The sequence below is a fragment of the Sorangium sp. So ce363 genome (genome assembly GCF_051520435.1).
GTDB classification, from domain to species: Bacteria; Myxococcota_A; Polyangia; order Polyangiales; family Polyangiaceae; genus Sorangium; species Sorangium cellulosum_B.
Genome location: NZ_CP150333.1, coordinates 4,252,161 through 4,268,633, shown reverse-complemented (window position 1 = coordinate 4,268,633; position 16,473 = coordinate 4,252,161). Strand labels below are relative to the sequence as shown.

The window sequence follows — 16,473 nt, the reverse complement described above, 5'->3', positions numbered from 1 at the left end:
GGCGGGCCCTGCGGCGTGGCCTCACGGGGATTGCCGGGATCGACGGCGGTCAGCTTCGATCGCGCTCGAAGCGCACCCGCGCGGTGGAACCACGGCACCGGGGATGCCGTGTCGGGCTACCAGCTCCTGCAGCGTCTCCTGGAGTTCCGTCACGTGAGGGCTCCCGTCACCCGAGGCAGGACCGGACCGCCGCGGCCAGGCTCGACGCCCGCAGTTCGCCGATCCGGAAGCACCAGAGGTTCATGACGTAGCCGAAGCCGACCTCGGCATCGGGGTCACCGAAGGCGATCGATCCGCCGGAGCCCGGGTGGCCGAACGACTTCGGCCCCACCAGTGGCATCGGCGGGCAGGCACGCCAGAACCCGAGCGACATGTTGAAGGAGCGGTCGGCCGGGATGTCCAGGTCCGACGGCAGTCCGTGCATCCGGGTCTTGTCGGTCTGGACCTCGATCGCCCGCTCGACGGTGGCCGGATTCAGCAATCGCACGCCGTCGAGCTCGGGTCGGTGCAGTCGACATCATGGGTCCAGGCGCCGCTTGGGCTGCCTTCTATGGAACGTAGTGTCAAGACAGATCCCTCCCGATCGCCGACCGTGCTCCTCTTTCACGGAGGCGTCCGCTCCCAGTCGGCATGTGCGGCGTGGCTTGTCCGGGTGCAGGGGGCAGCTGCAGCACGGCTTGCCCGCTTCCCGGCCATCCACGCGTCCGCGGCCGGCGTCGGAACCGCTAGCCAGCGCGGAAGACGGTCGCCCTTCAGAGTGGCGGCTTGGCTCGTTGGCATCCCCGGCGACGTCGAAGCGCTCGTGTTCTCGCGCAAAAAGCGGGAACCATCCTTCTATCAGGACCTCTGTCGGCCATCGCTTCCATTCGGAACTCCGAGGGGGCATAGCCTTATCCTGGGACATCCGGAGACATGCTCCGGTGCCAGCAGCCCAATGGACGCTCACCCTCGAACCATGCCTGTCTCCGGGTACTGCGCCCACAGGAAGCCAATCTTCGGCCGGGGCGTGTCTGCACATGAGGCAGGCTATCAGCTTGGCTTGCGACGCTTCGTCGGGTCGTACTCCTCCTTGCTCTTCCACATGGACAGAGCGATGGCAGCGATCTTGCGCGCCAGGGTGAGCTTGGCCAGGTTCGGTTTCGTCCCCGCAGCGAGCAGTCGCTGGTAGTCCTGGTGCAAGGGCTCGTTCTTGAGCATGGTGATCACCGTCGTCGCTGCGCCCTTGAAGACGTTTTTGAGCACATGGTTGTGGCTGTCGTTGAGCCCTCGCGTCTGCTTCACCTCGGCCCGCTTCCAGCCGCCGCCCTCGCGCGGCACCCAGTCCGACGACGAGCGCATGACGACCCCCAGGCCGCAGTACGACCAGAATTGCCGTGGGGTCCGGAACCGCATAGGGGACACCACGACGGGGATGAGCTGGGCGCTCCGAATCGGTCCAAGGCCAGGGCACGTCTCCAGCACGCGGCTGATGGGGTGCCGGTGAGATTCTGCGATCGCCCCCGTGCGCAGATCGTCGGCGAGCTTGTATGCGTCTCGTGCGTCGTCCTTCGGGCCCCGGCTCTCGCCAATCGCTGCCACCACCACGTCCTTCGCATGAGGCGAGAGGATCTCGTAGAGCCAAGCGCTCTGGGTGCCCTCCTCCAGCGCCACGTACTTGTCGCCGGCGATCATCTTGAGGCGTTCCACAAGAGCTTGCCCGTCAATCTCCACGACGTGCGTCCCCAGCCGCCTGCCGCTCTCGCTGAGCACGGCGAATGTCGTGCTGGTGGCATGCACGTCCAATCCGATGTATCTCTTCATCGGCGCTCTCCTTTCTGGGTCCTTGTCTGCCAAACCCAAGGTCCCCAAAGGCGGAGGGAGAGCGCCATGCTGCCATCGCATGAGTTCGCGCGGCCGACAGCTCCTCACGGCAGCCGACCTCGTGTTGCCCTCCCTCCTGCCCCGAGCTCGAGCCCCCAGCGGAGCGCCCCTCCGCCGTCGCCCACGCTACCGTGCAGGCACCGCGCGCAGCGCGGATCCAGGCCGCCGCAGGCGCCCGCTCAGCGGGGCGAAGCGCCTTTCGGCGCGCGAGCGCGGTGCCACCCTCGCCAGGCGACGGCGGAGCTCCTCCGACGTGTCCGGTTGCGCGGCCACGGTGGGCAGGTGCGGGAACCAGCAGGATCGACCTTGCGGACGCCACGTTCCTATGATGCCTCATCCCATCTAGGGGGCCGCTTTCACTCCACAGCCTGCGGGGTATACGGCGAACGGAATGAGCAGGCCGGCCAGGATCTGAATCGCTGGCTCCTCCCCGGTGCGTTTGAGCAGCAGGTGGTTGAGCTTGCAGATCAACCATGGGACGGCCACGCCGATAACGACGCCGCCGCCGGCGACGACGAAGCTCAAGCGACTTGTCGAGGCAGCGCCGCCACGTTCTCGGCGGCGCTCTTCAGCCTACCCGCGCGGCTTGAGCGGTGGAACGCGCTGGCGAAGAGCAGGAAGCCCACGCCGAGGGCAGTCGAGGAGCCCCACGTCCACACCCAGAGCAAGCCCGTTTGGGCCGGCGTCTTCTGGCCGTTCGGCTGGTAGCAGTAGTGGGTGCGGTGCTGTTTGCGGTAGCCGGGTCCCGCCGAGTAGATGCCGCCGTCGGGGCAGGCGATCTCGTTCGCGCCCAGCGTGAACGTGGCGCGCTCGGTCGCGTCTTGGAACGTCATGCTGCTGCTGGCGGCGGATATGACGAGGGTCAACATCATGATGGGGACGAAGGCGAGGCCCATGACGAGGGCGTGGGTCGCGCCGCTCCGGCCGACGGGGACGGGCACGGCGGGCGTGGTGACCGAGCGGTGGGCGACGTTGGCCCGGAGCTGATCGGCCACTGAGATGGCGGCGGCGAGGCCGTCGGCCGAGGTGGGCGCGAAGGCGAGCCGGGCATGGCCGTCGCGCACGTGGAGCGCGACGAAGGATAAACGATCGAGGTTCGCGAGCACGGCCGGCGTGGCCCACGCGAGGAGATGGCCAGCCTGGTCGCGGTAGCTCGGCGACCCAGACGCGGAGGACGACGGCGCGGGAAACACGCCGAAGCGCGCGTCGAAGCGCGCATCGCTGGTGAACGCCGGGTGCGGCGGGAACGCCCCGAACACCGGCTGCGCGAGGGCGCGATCGCAGACGACCTGATCGGGCACCGCGAGCGGAGCGCTCACGACGACGGCACGAAAGAGCATCGGGGCGGTGAGGAGCGTGGTGCCGCCGATGGCGAGATCGGCCGGCGTCTGCGCGGACACGCCGTCGGAGCGTGTCAAGGAGAGCGCGACGAGGTGATTCTGCGGCGGCGGCAAATCGAGCTCGCCGGTAACGGCGAGGCCGCGGGCGCGGAGCGCGTCCCCTAGCTTCTGTTTGCTCCGCCGGAGCTGGGCGCCGGCCCTCGAAAAAGCAAATAGGCTGACGATGAAGACGAGGGCAGCAAGAGTGGGGAGGACCAGGGCGAGCACCGGTTAACGTTAGCACTCGGCGTGGCTCAGGGGGCGCGCGTCGGCCGCTTCGCGAGACGTCTGCCCGCGGGCATGGCGAGTTCGTCGAGGCGACGACGCTGGGCCTCGCGTGCTTGTGAAGATGCAGTCGACGAGCGCGTGACCGTGGTGCTATTCGTCGGGGGGCTTCTCCCATGCCCCGCCTCTCCCGGCGCCTGCTCCTCGTCGCCACGCGCCTAGCCTTCGCCGTGCTCGCGCACGCGTCTCCGCCGCCTCCCCTCTCCCCGCAGGCTGTGGAGTGAAGGCTGCCTCATCGTCGATGCATGGATAAGTTGTTGATAGAGCGTCGCTTCTCCAGGGGGTGTCGGATCGCATAGAGAACCTTCTGTCACCTGAGCGGCCAGGAAGGCGGCGTCTACTGCAAGCGACTCCAGGGCTTGAGCACGTGCGCGAGGTGCTTGCGGTCCAGGCGGAGCCGAGGGAACGCGGATTCGATGGGCATCTTCGGGATCCGGGCGACCTGCTGACCTGCGCCCGCTCGTCAGCCAGGAGGATAACGAGGCGCTCCCGGGGCGTGGACAGCAGGAGCTGGTTCAGCAGATCGCACTACTCGACGGGCCCGTGGGGCCCGAACGGCGCCTGCTCCTCGGCCATGTGGTGCGGATCCGCGAAGACCACCTCCCGCCGGCGGTAGGCCTTGCGCGTGCTACCGGCGCGAGCGCGCTCGCCCCTCCGGTATCGCCGACAGCCCGAGCAGCCGACCGAGCGCCTCGTGAACGACCCGGGCCGCCACCTCATCCCCGAGGGCGACGGCGCGGCTTAGGGTGCTGGCGAGCGAGGCGACCACCGCAGCCCGACGCGACAGCTCGGTCACGGCGAGCTCCCCAAGCCCGGGGCTTGGCCGTTGGACCAAGCCGCTTCGCGGCAGCTCCTGTCCCTGCTGAGGTCGGCCGCGACGACGACCGCGATGAAGACGCCGCCGGTGGGTGTCAAGATAGTTGTGCAGTAATTCGGTCAGGTTCTCATGAGTGCTTTGGCCTCGTGGGTGTGGGGGTTGAGGGTCACAGGGCCGATCGGCGTCCAGTTGCGAGTCTGACCGGTCCAGCGCAGGGGCGTCCTGCGGCGAGCTCGCTGGTAGAGGGCGTGGCGGGCGGCGAGCAGCGCTCCGTCGCGACCGCGATGACGGTCGTCGGGCGTGACGAAGCGGATGCTGCTGTGCAGGTGCTCGCCATTGTACCAGGCGACGAAGCGCTCGACCCAGTGGCGCGCCTGCTCCACGGTGGCGAACGGGCGGCGTGGGTACTCGGGCCGGTACTTGAGGGTGCGGAAAAGGGCCTCGGCGTAGGGGTTGTCGTCGCTGACGCGAGGGCGGCTGAACGAGGGCACGACGCCCAATCGCTGGAGGGTGGCGAGCATGGTCGAGCCCTTCATCGGGCCGCCGTTGTCCGCGTGCAGCACCAGGCAGCCAGAGCCCACGTTTTCGCGGCTAAAGGTCTGCTCGACGAGGCGAGCGGCAGCCAGCATCGACTCCTCGGCCTCGACCGACCAGCCGACAATCTTGCGGCTGTAGACGTCCACCACCAGGTACAGGAAGTAGAACGCTCCGCGCACCGCGCTCCTCAGGTAGGTGATATCCCAGCACCACACCTGATTGGGTCGTTTGGCGACGAACTCGCGAGGACGATGGGCGCTTGCCGGTCGAGCCGGATTGCGGTGCGCGAGCAGCCCACGTTCGCGCAGGACGCGGTAGAAGCTCGACTCCGAAGCGATGTAGACGCCACGATCGGCCAGGCGCGGGACGATCTGCTTGGGCGAGAGGTTGCGGAACTCGGGGCTGTTGGCCGTCTCGACGATGCGCCGGCGCTCCACCTCGGTCAGCTTGTGCACCGGGGCGTGGTGCGGTCCGGCTCGGCCGTCCTCGCCGCCGGCCTCCCCTCGCCAGCGGGCCACGGTCCGCGCGCTGAGCCCGAGCACGCTGCAGGCCGCCTCGAGCGTGGCGCCGCCCCGCACGGCCTCGTCGATGAGCTCGAGCGTCACCTGTCGGTCTCCGGATCCGTGTCGTCGTCCCCGTCCCCCCAAATTGCTTGGACTTTTTTTTGCAATACCAGCAGCGCCGCCGCCTCGGCGAGGGCCTTGTCCTTGCGCCGCAGCTGCCTCTCCAGCTCCCGAACGCGCCGTGACGGGGCCGGGCCGTGGACCTGCCTTCGCCGGCCCGCCCAGCGCCTCCAGCGCGGCCTTGCGCCACTCGGCGAGCTGCGCCTCATGCAATCCCTCGCGGCGGAGATACTCGCCGAGCTCCCGCTCGGAGAGCGCCGCCGCCTCCGTCATCGCGCGCAGCTTCTGCTCCGGGGTCCAGTCCTCGGGGCGGCGAGCGACGGCAGGGGGCGGAGCGGCGGAGCGGCGGAGCGGCGAGCGTCGTCGGACATCGGCGCCACGCTACGAGCATCACGAAGCCAGCGCGAGAGCGTCGTCTGATGCACCCCCGTCTCGGCGGACAGCGCCACCGCCGTCGGTCCTCCTGGAGCGAGAAGCCGCTGGACGATTTTTCTTTTGAAGGATTCTGAGTACTCTCTCACCTCAAAGCCTGTCTCCGCTCCCCGACAACGGTGGCCTGATCCTCCGTAAGCGGATCAGACCGGGCGGTCGGGTCGGGGGCCGGCGCGGTGGCTGTAGGATCGGGGAGTCGCTGTGTCCGGCGGCTTTCGCGATGGTGCCGGTGCCTCAATCCGTCCTTGGCTCCGTTTCCGGCCCCCGCCACATCGAACCGGACAGGCGGATTTCCCGCATCCGGCTCGCCGCGGAGGCGTCATCCTCGCGGGGTTATGGGTCCGCTCGACTGGCGCGCGCTGCCTGCAAGGGCGTACGAGAGCCGATAGTCCGAGAACAGACCCCAGCTTCCGTAGATGACCTCGCGGCTCCACCGCTTCCAGCCGAAGCCCGTTCGCTTCTGCCGTCGCGACACGAATCTTCGTACCTTGCATTCGACCAGGTAGCGGACCTTGTCGAACGCCTGCCGAGCGTTGCCCACGCGGAAGTAGTTCACCCAGCCGCGGACCACGCTGTTGACGTGCGCAACCGCGACCGGTACGGGCGAGGCCCGGCGGATGCGGAGCACCTCGCCGACGGCTCGGAGCACCTGGGTGACCTTCTTCGCTCGGGGCGTCAGCAGTGGATATCTCGCCCCCGTCCGCAGGCTCCGCGTCCATCGGAAGTCGAAGCCCAGGAAGGTGAACACGGCGTCGCGGTCGCTCAAAGTGACCACCCGCGACTTCTCCGTGTTGAGCGACACGCCGATCGCCTCCGCCTCCTCGCGGATTCGTTCCAGCGCGCGGTCGGCCCATGCCCGCCCGCGGGGCGAGTCGGGCGCAAGCACGACCATGTCGTCGAGATACCGTACGTACGTCAGCAGGGCCTTCCCTCGGTTCAGGGCATGATCCAGCTCGTTCAGCGCGACATTCGCCAAGAGTGGTGAGAGCGGCGATCCCTGGGGAACGCCGCGCTCTCCCGTGCGCACGAGGAACTGCTTGATCAGCGCGAGCATCTCGCCATCGCAGACCCTCCGCGCCACCTTCGCCAGGAGCCGGTCGTGCCGGATCGTGTCGAAGTAGCGGGAGAGGTCGACGTCGACGACCCGGTGCTGTCGCCGCCGCAGCCCCTCGCGCACCTCCTTGAGCGCCTGATGCGCGGAGCGGCCGGGACGTGCCCCGTAGGAGCTGTCCGAGAAGTCGGCCTCGAAGATCGGCTCGAGGATCATCCTGACGGCGGCCTGGACCACGCGGTCTCGAATCGTGGGAATCGAGATCACGCGGACTTTCTCGCCCTCCTTGGGGATCTCTCGGCGTCGCAGCGGTGCGGGACGGTACGTGCGGCCCCCCAGCTCCGCGGCGAGTCCCTCAAGGAACTCGCCCCGGCCGGCGGCCTCGATCTGCTCGAATGTGACGCCGTCGATCCCGGGCGCCCCGCCGTTGCGGCGGGCCTCCCGGTAGGCGGCCTCCAGTGTCTCGAGCTTCGCGAGGTGCACGTACAGTCCCCAGAAGCGGTGGTCGGGCGCGGACTTCGCCCGCAGGCCTATCCTCGATCGGAGCTCTTGCAGTGTGATCGTGGGCTTTGTCATCCCGCGTGCCTCGCTCCTCCCTTGGAGTGCCACCGGCAGGGCCCCTTTGCTCCACGGGCATTACCCCGCTTCATCGCTACTACGAGCCCATCCGCCAGGCGCTCACCTTCGCCGAGCTTCGCCTCGTCGGCTCGCACGGCTACCTTGCTTCCGCGGTTTTTCTCCGCGGGGTGAGACGCCCTTCCCTGTTTCCATCCATGGCCTTGCGCGCGTGCCGCCGCCCTCTACCCCGCCGGGCGGGCTCCTCGCGGGTCGGTTTCGGGGAGCCCTGCTGCCTTCGCCGAAGTTGTGACGGCTCGGCACCCGGAGATTTCAGTTGACGGGGCCTCAACCGGGCGTTCACGCCTCGTTGCGGCCCGCGCGCTCGCTCACCCCGCCGTGCGGGGCTTTGTCGGTGGGCTTCGCCCGCGGGATCTCCCCGTCGGGCGCCACCCAAGCTACGCGGCTTCGACCTTCTGCCGCTTCGGGACTTTCACCCTATGGTTCCATGGATACCTCCAGGCATCACACAACTTCTCTGACACGGGGGGGGAGCGCGTAGGCAAATCAAGCCGGATCGCAGCGCGAGGACGTGTAGCGCGGCAGAGCGGCGCGTAGGCAAATCAAGCCGGAGCGCGTAGGCAAATCAGGCCGGATCGCAGCGCGTAGGCAAATCAAGCCGGATCGCAGCGCGTAGGCAAATCAAGCCGGATCGCAGCGCGAGGAAGTGTAGCGCGGCAGAGCGAAAGGGTGGGACCGCGAGCGTCGTGATGGCTCGGTCCTGGGTCGAAAGAGCGTGGTCCGGGCGGCGCCGCGCGCGCTAAGGGGCGCATCGGCGTGCCGTGGGCACACGTGTCCGTCCGGGCGTTGGTCTGGCCCGGGAGGCGCGTCGCGAGACGCTATACGGCGTCACCGAGCGCCTTGCGGCGCACAACGGTGCTTTTCCAGTACGGTGGTCCCCGGTTGGGAGAGCGGCGCGTGGAGGTAGGCAGCGAAGGTCTTCGGGTCGTCCGGAGTAGGGTTTGGCCGGATCGCGCTCTTGCCGGTCGGGATCACCCGAGCGTCGACCTCGGCCTCCCAGATGACGTCGAGCCGATGCCCCTGCGCGTCGTCGTCCACGCAGGCAAGCGAGACGATGGATGCCGCCTCGGGAGCGGTGAGCACGCTCTCCACGAGGAAGGTGCGCTGGCGTACGCGGACGAGCGTGCCAGCGGCGAGCGGAGGAGATTCGGAGGACACGGCGGGAGGATCTAGGGGATGCTCGCAGCGCGCAAGCGGAGACTTCCCGCCGAACGATCCGGGAATATCCTCCGAACGGGTGGAGCACCTACCCCCTCGCGCGGGGAACCCGGAGCGATCGTTCACGCGCCGGCGCGCGCCGCGCTCTCGACCCCCACGCGGGGCGCCCGCCGGTCCAGGGTCATGGGGGCCCCGCCCGCCGGCAGCGACAGGATGTGGAACTCCGGCTTCGGCGCGTACCCCTCGGCGAGCCTGGGCCTGAACCGCTGGGCGAGCGTGGCGAGCACGAGCACCGCCTCCATCAGCGCGAAGCCGTTGCCGATGCACTGGCGCGGCCCGCCGCCGAACGGGATGTAGGCGAAGCGCGGCCGCCTCTTCTCCGCCTCCGCGTCCGCCCAGCGCTCCGGGAGGAAGTCGTCCGGCCTCTCCCAGTAGACCGGGTGCCGGTGGAGGACGATGGGGCTGATCACGACGGAGCCGCCCTTGTGGACGCGGTAGCCGCAGACGACATCGTCCTCGCGGACGTGCCGGGGGATGATGTACGCGGGCGGGTAGAGGCGCATCGCCTCCTCGATGACGCCCTTCGTGTACGGGAGATCGGGCACGTCCGCCGCGGCGGGCGCGCGGCCCGCGAGCGCCCGATCGAGCTCCGCGTGGAGCTTCTCCGCCGCGCTCGGGTGCTGATCGAGCAGCACCCAGACCCAGGCCAGGGCGACCGCGGTCGTCTCGTGCCCGGCGAGCAACATCGTGACCACCTCGTCGCGGAGTTGCCCGTCGTTCATCCGCTCGCCGGTGTCCTCGTCGCGGGCGTGCATGAACATCGAGAGGAGGTCGTCGGTCTCGCGGCCCTGCGCGCGCCGCTGGGCGATGATCTCGTCCACGACGCCGAACATCGTCCGCCGCGCCCTCCGGAAGTCGCGGTCGTACTTCGTGGGCAGGATCGGCGGCAGGAGGCGCATCTTGCTGTGCCGCTCGGTGAGCTGCGTGCTCAGCACGTCCCACGCCTCGGCCACGACCGCCGCCCTGGCCGAGAGCGCGGCCCCGAACAGCGCGTCGCCGACCACCTTGAGCGTGATCTTCGCCATCTCGGCCACCATCGAGACGCGCGCCCCCGCCGCCTCCGCTTCCCAGCGCTCCGCCGCCTCGACCGCCGCGGCGGCCATGAGCTTGCTCATCGCCGCGATGCGCTGGCGGTGGAACGCCGGCTGCGCGAGCCGCCGCTGGCGCCGCCAGAAGCTCCCCTCGCTCGTGAAGAGCCCGTCGCCAAACAGGCGCCGCAGCATCGCGAACGAGGCGTGCTCCTTGGTGTAGTTCGACGCATTGTCCAGGAGGACGCGCTTCACGCCCTCCGCGCTCGAGATGAAGTACGAGTCGGACAGGGCGTAGCGGTAGCGCGCCACGTCGCCGTGCTCTCGCCGGATGCTCGTCCAGCGCTCGTAAGGGTCGACCCGGTGGCCGCGCAGCACCGTGAGCAGGGAGACGGGCTCCGGCCCGGTGGCCTCCTTCGCTGCGAGGAACTCGGCCTTCGATGCGTTCGCGCTCTCCATCGGTGCACCTCCACTCGCTGCCATGTCCGCTACTCCGCGCGCGCGCCCGCCGGGGCGGCGGGCGGCGAGAGGTCCTCGTCGAAGGCGCCCGCGAGGATCTTGCGCATCTCGCGGGCGCCCTTCGGCGTGCAGTAAGGCTCGAGGAGGGCGGTCCCGACCTTGGCGTAGTGCAGGATGATCGCCTCGTCGTCGTGCCAGCCCTGGAGCTCGGCGGCGCGGAGCCAGCCGCTCGAGATCATCTGCCCCTGCTCGTCGAGGTATCTGGCGCGCGAGACCGCGCGCCGGTCGAGGTAGCCGCCGCTCACCAGGCCGTCGATCAGGGCGTCGTGCCGGCGCCGCCGCTTGATCCGGAGCGCGGCCTCGAGCTCGAGGAGCTTCGGCGACGCCATCACCGCGTCGACGTAGCTGAGCAGCACGAACCGGTAGCGCAGGATGTTCCGCATCGTCGCCACCGCGGACCGGTAGAGGACGGAGAGCGAGATGGCGGGGGGCAGCTCCGTGAAGATGTCGCGCGCGTTCCGCTCGTGGAGCTCGAGGATGAGCGCAGAGACCAGATCGTCCTTGGTCCGGAAGTGGTAGGCGAGGTTGCCGGGGCTCATGTCGGTGGCGCGCGCGATGTCGCGCACGCCGACGCGGTGGAGCCCGCGCTCGTTGAACAGCGCGCGCGCGGTGTCGAGGATCCTCTGCCTCGTCTCGGACACGGCGCCGAGAATAGGACATTGTTCTAAATCCGGCAACCCGCGCAGCGACCGACCGACCGATCCAGCGCGATCGTTCGTCCGAGTCGCTCGCGACCGCTTCGCCTACCGGCGGGCGGCCGCCGCGCGGATTGCCGGGCGCGGCTCCCCCGCCTCCCGCTCGATCAGCGCCCGCTTGCGCGCCACGCCCCAGCGATAGCCCGACAGGCCGCCGTCGCGCCGCACCAGCGCGTAGGCAAATCAAGCCGGATCGCAGCGCGAGGAAGTGTAGCGCGGCAGAGCGAAAGGGTGGGACCGCGAGCGTCGTGATGGCTCGGTCCTGGGTCGAAAGAGCGTGGTCCGGGCGGCGCCGCGCGCGCTAAGGGGCGCATCGGCGTGCCGTGGGCACACGTGTCCGTCCGGGCGTTGGTCTGGCCCGGCGTCATCGTCCGCCTTCGTAGACTCTTCTGGCTTCGCAGGGCGCGGTCCGATGCGCTTGCGCCATGGACTCGCCGACGCGAGCACGCCCGCGTACTTGACGGTGTGAAAGCGCGGCGGCGGAACGCTGGCCGCGAGGCGGCACAAGAGCGAGAGCGGATCCATGTCCACCGCGACAGTCCCGTCGGCGAAGGCGCGCTTGAGCGAGAGCCGCACCAGGCCGTCCTGCTGCGGCTCGACGCGCTCCTTTGCGATCGGGGGTCGCAGCACGTAACGCAGCAGCGCCTCCCTCGCCGCGGCATGGTGCGCACCGGCGCGCGTCGCTGCGTGCAAGGTGAAGCCATCGAGCGCAGCGCACAGCGGCTTGTCGTACGCGAGCGCGCTCGGACAATACGACGAGAGTCCGCGGAGCCATTGCGGGCCGGCGGGCGGCTCTCGTCCCGAGACGGCGGAGGCACAGAGCACGGCCTCGGGCTCGTCGTCCTCCTCGACGTCGTGCTCGATCTCGAGATGCCCGTGCCGCCGGAGGTAACGGAGCATCCGCCCGACGGCGTGCTCTAGGACCTGACCGACCTCGCCCGTTCGCAGGTGACCGAGTTCGTTCCACACGAGCTCGGTGCCGTCTTCGTGATAAGCCCCGTCGAGGAAGACCACGTGCAGATGCGGATTGAGCCGCATGTCGCCGGACGTGCGTTGCACGACGGTCACCGCGCCGCTCTTGACCGCGCCGCACGCGCCTCGGCGCGCGGCGCGCTTTTCGTAGAACCGCTCCACGCTCTCGACGAAGATGCGGGTCAGCACGCCGAACAACGCCCCGTCCTGGGCGAGCCTGCGCCGCCACGGAAACGGAAACGTCAACACCCACTGCCGGAACGCCACCTCGGGCAGGACGTCCTCGATCAGGTTCGCCGCCGTGGCACACATGCGTCGGCCCAGACACGACGGGCAGAAACCGCGTCCTTTACAGCTGAAGGCCACCAGCCGACTCTCTTCGCAGCGCTCGCACCGGAGCCGCGCGAACCCGCGGCAGAGCAGCCCGCAGTCGAGGTAGGCTTCGAGCTCCTTCTTCGCGTGCTTGGGTATCCGGACGGCGATGGCGCCGTCGTCGATGGCCCCGTACAGCGTCTCCACGTTGTCGCGCACGATCTCGTAGAGCGTCGTCTTCTCGGGACGACGGCGCTCGTAGACGACGCCCGTGGTGCGAGCCGCGCTGGCCACACGGCGCCGACACCGCACGCCGCACGCCACGCGGTGAGGGCGCGTTTTCGCCGCGAATTTCGACAACCCGCCGGGCTATCGCCCATGGCGGCGCCATGGCGGAGTGGCGGGCCGGGGGCCGGCGGGCCGCGACGCTCGCTGCCGCGGCGGCGGAGGCGCTCGCCGAGCCCCCGGCTCGCGCTCGATATGTCGGCGCGCGAGAACGTAGAGCGCGAGCGCGCAGCGTTGCAGGAGGAGAGCATCCGGGTGCAGCAGAGCCGGCTAGCGGAGCTGTCCACGCCGATGATCCCGATCACCGAGCAGGTGTGTTACCGAACTGGCTAGATGATGGTCCTGGGCCCTTTTTCGCTCGCGCTGGTTGATGGCCATCCGGTGCCCGGAGCCCCCGCCGGAGGCTCCGTTCGCCCATCGCCCGCACGGGACGGTCGCCGGAGCGCGGAGGGCGGGTCAAGGGCGGCGTAGTCGCCGCGCCCCGGCGCGGGCACCCTTGACGCGCCTGAGCACTCCGGCAGCCACGGCCGCGGGATGGGCCGACCATCACGGCCGTGACCGGGAGCGCTCACCCCCGCGATGGCCATCGAACAGCCTGCGCGATCGAGCATCAACCATCGTGAGCGTCAACAAGGTGATGGTCATGCCTCGGGACCATGGATGAGCAGCGTGCCAGGCACGTGCTTGAATCTGCGCTCTCCGGCGCCGAGGCGCATGGTGCGCGTGCCGCCTCCGTGCCAGCATGCAGGAGCCTCTTCGCCACTCGTTTTCCCACCGCTCCCCGTGGCGTCCGCAGTTCCGCCATGGCGTCGCCATGCAGCATCGCGGCGAGAGGGTTGTCGCCTGCGCACGCCGCCGCGCTTGCCTCCCGGCACAGGCCTGCTGCCTGCCGGCATCACTTTCCGGATGCCTCCGGGGCGCTTCGGCACGCAACCGCAGCGCGCGGGCGATCCCAGTAGAGCCTGCGGGCACTGGCGAGCGGCAAGGCTCCGGCAGCGAGTCGACGCGAGCGGCGGGCTCGACGTTCGGCCCAAGCTTGCTCACCCCTCCGGTGCCACCGGCAGCCCGAGCAGCCGACCGATCGTCTCGTGAACGACCCGGGCCGCCACCTCGTCCCCGAGGGCGACGGCGCGGCTCAGGGTGCTGGCCAGCGAGGCGACCACGGCCGCCCGAGGCGACGGATCGGTCACGGCGAGCGCCCCAGGCCCTGGGCTTGACCATTGGGCCCGGGTTGGGCCCACGCCTTCCGAGGGGCTGCGATCCGTCGATTGCGGTAGGGACGGCCCTTCACCTTGTGGGCTCGGGCCGCCCCCCGCGCGGATCCCAGCGAGCGGCACTACCGCACTGGGCTCTTGCCTCGGGTTCTGACGCGGAAGCGCTCTTCTGGCCAGGGATGCAGAATGCGTACAGGGGGGATCCAGCGCTGCCCGAGTCGCTGCATTCGTGCCCAGGTGGTGCGGTCACGCTGACTTCGGCGGCGGAGCGCGCGATGCCAGTGACGGGTCACCTGGGTACGGAACCACTGCAACGATTGACCGTTGGACGGAACGGCGTAATACATGAAATGTCCTTGCACTACACTTCGCAGCCACTTCCCCTGCTCGGGGATGAGGTGATGTCGGCGCCGCTGCAACTCGGCCTTGACCTCGTGCAGCTTCTTCCGCATCCGCTCCCGCATGGTTCGCCGTACGATGAGAAACTTCCCCATCCAAGTCTTTCCGCAAATGTGCGTAAAACCCAGAAAATTGAAGCTCTCCGGCTTTCCCTGACCTTTCTCCTGTCGATTGGACGCCGCGTAGCGCCCAAACTCGAGGATGCGGGTCTTGTCGGGGTGCAACTCCAGCGCGAACTTCCGCAATCTCTCGCGGAGATCTTGCAGGAACTGCTCGGCGTCCGTGCGGTACTGGAAGCCAACGACGAAGTCGTCCGCAAAACGCGTGATGATGACGCTCCCGCGCGCATGCCGACTCCTCCATTGCTGGACCCATAGGTCGAGGACATAGTGGAGATAGATGTTCGCCAGCAAGGGTGAAACCGTTGCTCCTTGCGGAGTACCCTCCTCCCCTCTCGTCCACTCCTCACCCTCTATCACTCCTGCGTTCAACCATTTCTGGAGGAGACGCAGCATCCTCTTGTCCGCGATTCGGTGCTCGAGGAACTTCACCATCCACCCGTGATCGATGGCATCGAAATAGCCACGGATGTCGGCATCGAGCACCCAGCTCACCTTGCATCGACGAATCCCGACGGCGAGAGCATCCAGCGCATGGTGCTGGTTACGCTGCGGCCGAAATCCGTACGAGAAGCCGAGAAAATCCGCTTCGTAGATGGCGTTCAGCACTTCGACGACGGCTCGCTGGACGATCTTGTCCTCCAACGAGGCTATGCCGAGCGGCCGCTGCCGCCCGTCTGCCTTCGGAATGTACACCCTCCGCGACGGTTTTGCCCGGTACGCCCCACTGCGCAGTCGCGCGTGCAGATCCAGGAGGTTGTCCTCCAGGTTACCCGCATATTGCTCCCACGTCACCCCGTCGACTCCGGGTGCCGCATTCCGTTGCAGGGCAATGAATGCGGCTCGAAGTCGGTCGATGGTGAGATGGTGGAAGAGCGCCGTGAGCTTCGCTTTCCTGTCCCGTTTTGCGACTTCCCGTACGCGATCCAGCGCACTGGGCACGCTTGTCCGGCGCTGCGTCCGGGGCGTGTTTTGCTGGTTCGCGTTCCCCTTGGCCAGACCCCTTCCCTCCACGGCCTCCGCGTCCGGTTGCCCGGCCTTGTTCGGCAGCTTCGTCGGTACTAGAGCGGGGAGCAGGTCCGAGGGATACAGTACCCGCAGTGGTTGAACCAGCCGCGTGCGTCCGTCGGAGTGATCGCTCCGATCGCGTGGCCCATCGACTTGTAGACGGCTGAGGGCGTTCGAGGTGCATCCGCTCGGATCGACTCTTTGATCTTGGAACCACAATTCTCGACCGGAGAAAAGTCCGGGGAGTAGGGCGGCAGGTACATCAGCTTCGCGCCTGCGCCTTCGATCGCTTCGCGAACGCCCCGCGTGCGGTGTGACCCGAGGTTGTCCGCGATGACGACCTGGCCTGGCCTCAGCACGGGCACGAGCTGCCCCTCGACGTACGCGCGGAAGGCTACGCCGTCCATCGTGCCCTCGAACGCGAAGGGAGCGACGACACCGTCGAGGCCCAGCCCGATCGTGAGCGTGATCGTGGGGTCAGTGTTGATCGGCACCGCACCGTGGGCACGGACTCCCCGTGGCGCCCATGCATGCCTCCGCGTCATGCCCAGATTGGTCCCAAATTCGTCAATAAAAACCAATTCTTGTGGATTGAGTCGAGCGAGCTTCTTCGCGAAGGCCTGGCGAGCCGCTGTCACATCTTCCGTGTCGCGCTCGGCTGCGTGGAGCGCTTTTTTTCCGGGTGATGTTCAGCCGCCGCAACGCCCGGCCGACGGTATGGCGGCTGGCTACGATGTGATCACGGCGCGCGAGCTGGTCAGCCAAATCGTCCAGGGTCGCGTCGGAGGACGTCGCCACGAGCGACCTCAGGTCATCCAGCGCTTGCCCGTCGATCTTCGGTCGCGGCCCGTTGGCGCGAGGGCGCGGCGCAACGCTGCCGGTCGTCCGGTAGAGCGTGAGATAGGACTGCACGGTTTTCGGCGCGACTTCGAACTGCTCGGCCAGGTCGCGTACCGATCCTTCCCCATTCTCGTACGCCTTGACGATACGCTCTCGAAGGTCGAGTCCGCAGGGTCGCATCCTTGCTGCCCTCCCGCCAAGGGGATGCAAGCAGCGTGCACCCCGGACCTGCTCCCCGCTCTAT

16 protein-coding genes and 1 pseudogene are annotated in these 16,473 nt (G+C 68.6%); all 17 read right to left on the bottom strand.

Annotation, left to right across the window (positions count from 1 at the left end; genetic code table 11):
• Positions 1–166 precede the first annotated feature (166 nt).
• The 17 genes and pseudogenes from WMF12_RS16310 to WMF12_RS16230 all read right to left on the bottom strand — a co-directional run bounded on the left by WMF12_RS16310 (position 167) and on the right by WMF12_RS16230 (position 16,409).
• Positions 167–487: a hypothetical protein gene (locus tag WMF12_RS16310; RefSeq protein ID WP_437872449.1), complete on the bottom strand. Its 321-nt coding sequence runs from the start codon at positions 485–487 to the stop codon at positions 167–169.
• 542 nt (positions 488–1,029) lie between these two features.
• Positions 1,030–1,800 (bottom strand): transposase, encoded by a 771-nt coding sequence (locus WMF12_RS16305; RefSeq protein ID WP_437872448.1) that lies wholly within the window; start codon positions 1,798–1,800, stop codon positions 1,030–1,032.
• A gap of 402 nt (positions 1,801–2,202) precedes the next feature.
• A complete protein-coding gene (locus WMF12_RS16300; RefSeq protein ID WP_437872447.1) occupies positions 2,203–2,385 on the bottom strand; it encodes a hypothetical protein in 183 nt (60 codons plus the stop codon).
• A complete protein-coding gene (locus WMF12_RS16295) occupies positions 2,382–3,467 on the bottom strand; it encodes a hypothetical protein (protein WP_437872446.1) in 1,086 nt (361 codons plus the stop codon). The genes WMF12_RS16300 and WMF12_RS16295 overlap by 4 nt, the downstream gene beginning before the upstream one ends.
• Before the next feature lie 685 nt (positions 3,468–4,152).
• Positions 4,153–4,320, bottom strand: coding sequence for a hypothetical protein (locus tag WMF12_RS16290; RefSeq protein WP_437872445.1), 168 nt, complete (start codon positions 4,318–4,320; stop codon positions 4,153–4,155).
• Positions 4,321–4,460: 140 nt separating this feature from the next.
• Positions 4,461–5,774 carry an IS3 family transposase gene (locus tag WMF12_RS16285; protein ID WP_437872444.1) on the bottom strand — a complete coding sequence of 438 codons (1,314 nt, stop codon included), beginning with the start codon at positions 5,772–5,774 and terminating at the stop codon, positions 4,461–4,463.
• Positions 5,771–6,022 carry a transposase gene (locus WMF12_RS16280; protein WP_437872443.1) on the bottom strand — a complete coding sequence of 84 codons (252 nt, stop codon included), beginning with the start codon at positions 6,020–6,022 and terminating at the stop codon, positions 5,771–5,773. Before WMF12_RS16280 ends, WMF12_RS16285 begins: the two co-directional genes overlap by 4 nt.
• A 230-nt stretch (positions 6,023–6,252) precedes the next feature.
• A complete protein-coding gene (ltrA, locus tag WMF12_RS16275) occupies positions 6,253–7,560 on the bottom strand; it encodes a group II intron reverse transcriptase/maturase (RefSeq protein WP_437851711.1) in 1,308 nt (435 codons plus the stop codon).
• Between the two features lie 888 nt (positions 7,561–8,448).
• On the bottom strand, positions 8,449–8,778 hold the full coding sequence (locus tag WMF12_RS16270) for a hypothetical protein (protein WP_437872442.1): 330 nt from the start codon (positions 8,776–8,778) through the stop codon (positions 8,449–8,451).
• A gap of 122 nt (positions 8,779–8,900) precedes the next feature.
• Positions 8,901–10,325: a cytochrome P450 gene (locus WMF12_RS16265; protein WP_437872441.1), complete on the bottom strand. Its 1,425-nt coding sequence runs from the start codon at positions 10,323–10,325 to the stop codon at positions 8,901–8,903.
• 29 nt (positions 10,326–10,354) lie between these two features.
• Positions 10,355–11,026, bottom strand: coding sequence for a TetR/AcrR family transcriptional regulator (locus tag WMF12_RS16260; RefSeq protein ID WP_437872440.1), 672 nt, complete (start codon positions 11,024–11,026; stop codon positions 10,355–10,357).
• Positions 11,027–11,128: 102 nt separating this feature from the next.
• Positions 11,129–11,257: pseudogene (locus tag WMF12_RS16255) on the bottom strand (hypothetical protein); the annotation flags it as partial.
• Between the two features lie 6 nt (positions 11,258–11,263).
• Complete coding sequence (locus tag WMF12_RS16250) at positions 11,264–12,658, bottom strand: transposase (protein WP_437872439.1); 1,395 nt, start codon at positions 12,656–12,658, stop codon at positions 11,264–11,266.
• A gap of 1,031 nt (positions 12,659–13,689) precedes the next feature.
• Positions 13,690–13,839, bottom strand: a complete 150-nt coding sequence (locus WMF12_RS16245) for a hypothetical protein (RefSeq protein ID WP_437337454.1) — start codon at positions 13,837–13,839, stop codon at positions 13,690–13,692.
• Positions 13,840–13,985: 146 nt separating this feature from the next.
• Positions 13,986–15,176 carry a group II intron reverse transcriptase/maturase gene (gene ltrA, locus WMF12_RS16240; protein WP_437872438.1) on the bottom strand — a complete coding sequence of 397 codons (1,191 nt, stop codon included), beginning with the start codon at positions 15,174–15,176 and terminating at the stop codon, positions 13,986–13,988.
• 266 nt (positions 15,177–15,442) lie between these two features.
• Positions 15,443–16,027, bottom strand: coding sequence for an IS630 family transposase (locus tag WMF12_RS16235; protein WP_437872437.1), 585 nt, complete (start codon positions 16,025–16,027; stop codon positions 15,443–15,445).
• A complete protein-coding gene (locus tag WMF12_RS16230; protein WP_437872436.1) occupies positions 15,957–16,409 on the bottom strand; it encodes a helix-turn-helix domain-containing protein in 453 nt (150 codons plus the stop codon). Before WMF12_RS16230 ends, WMF12_RS16235 begins: the two co-directional genes overlap by 71 nt.
• Positions 16,410–16,473: the final 64 nt, after the last annotated feature.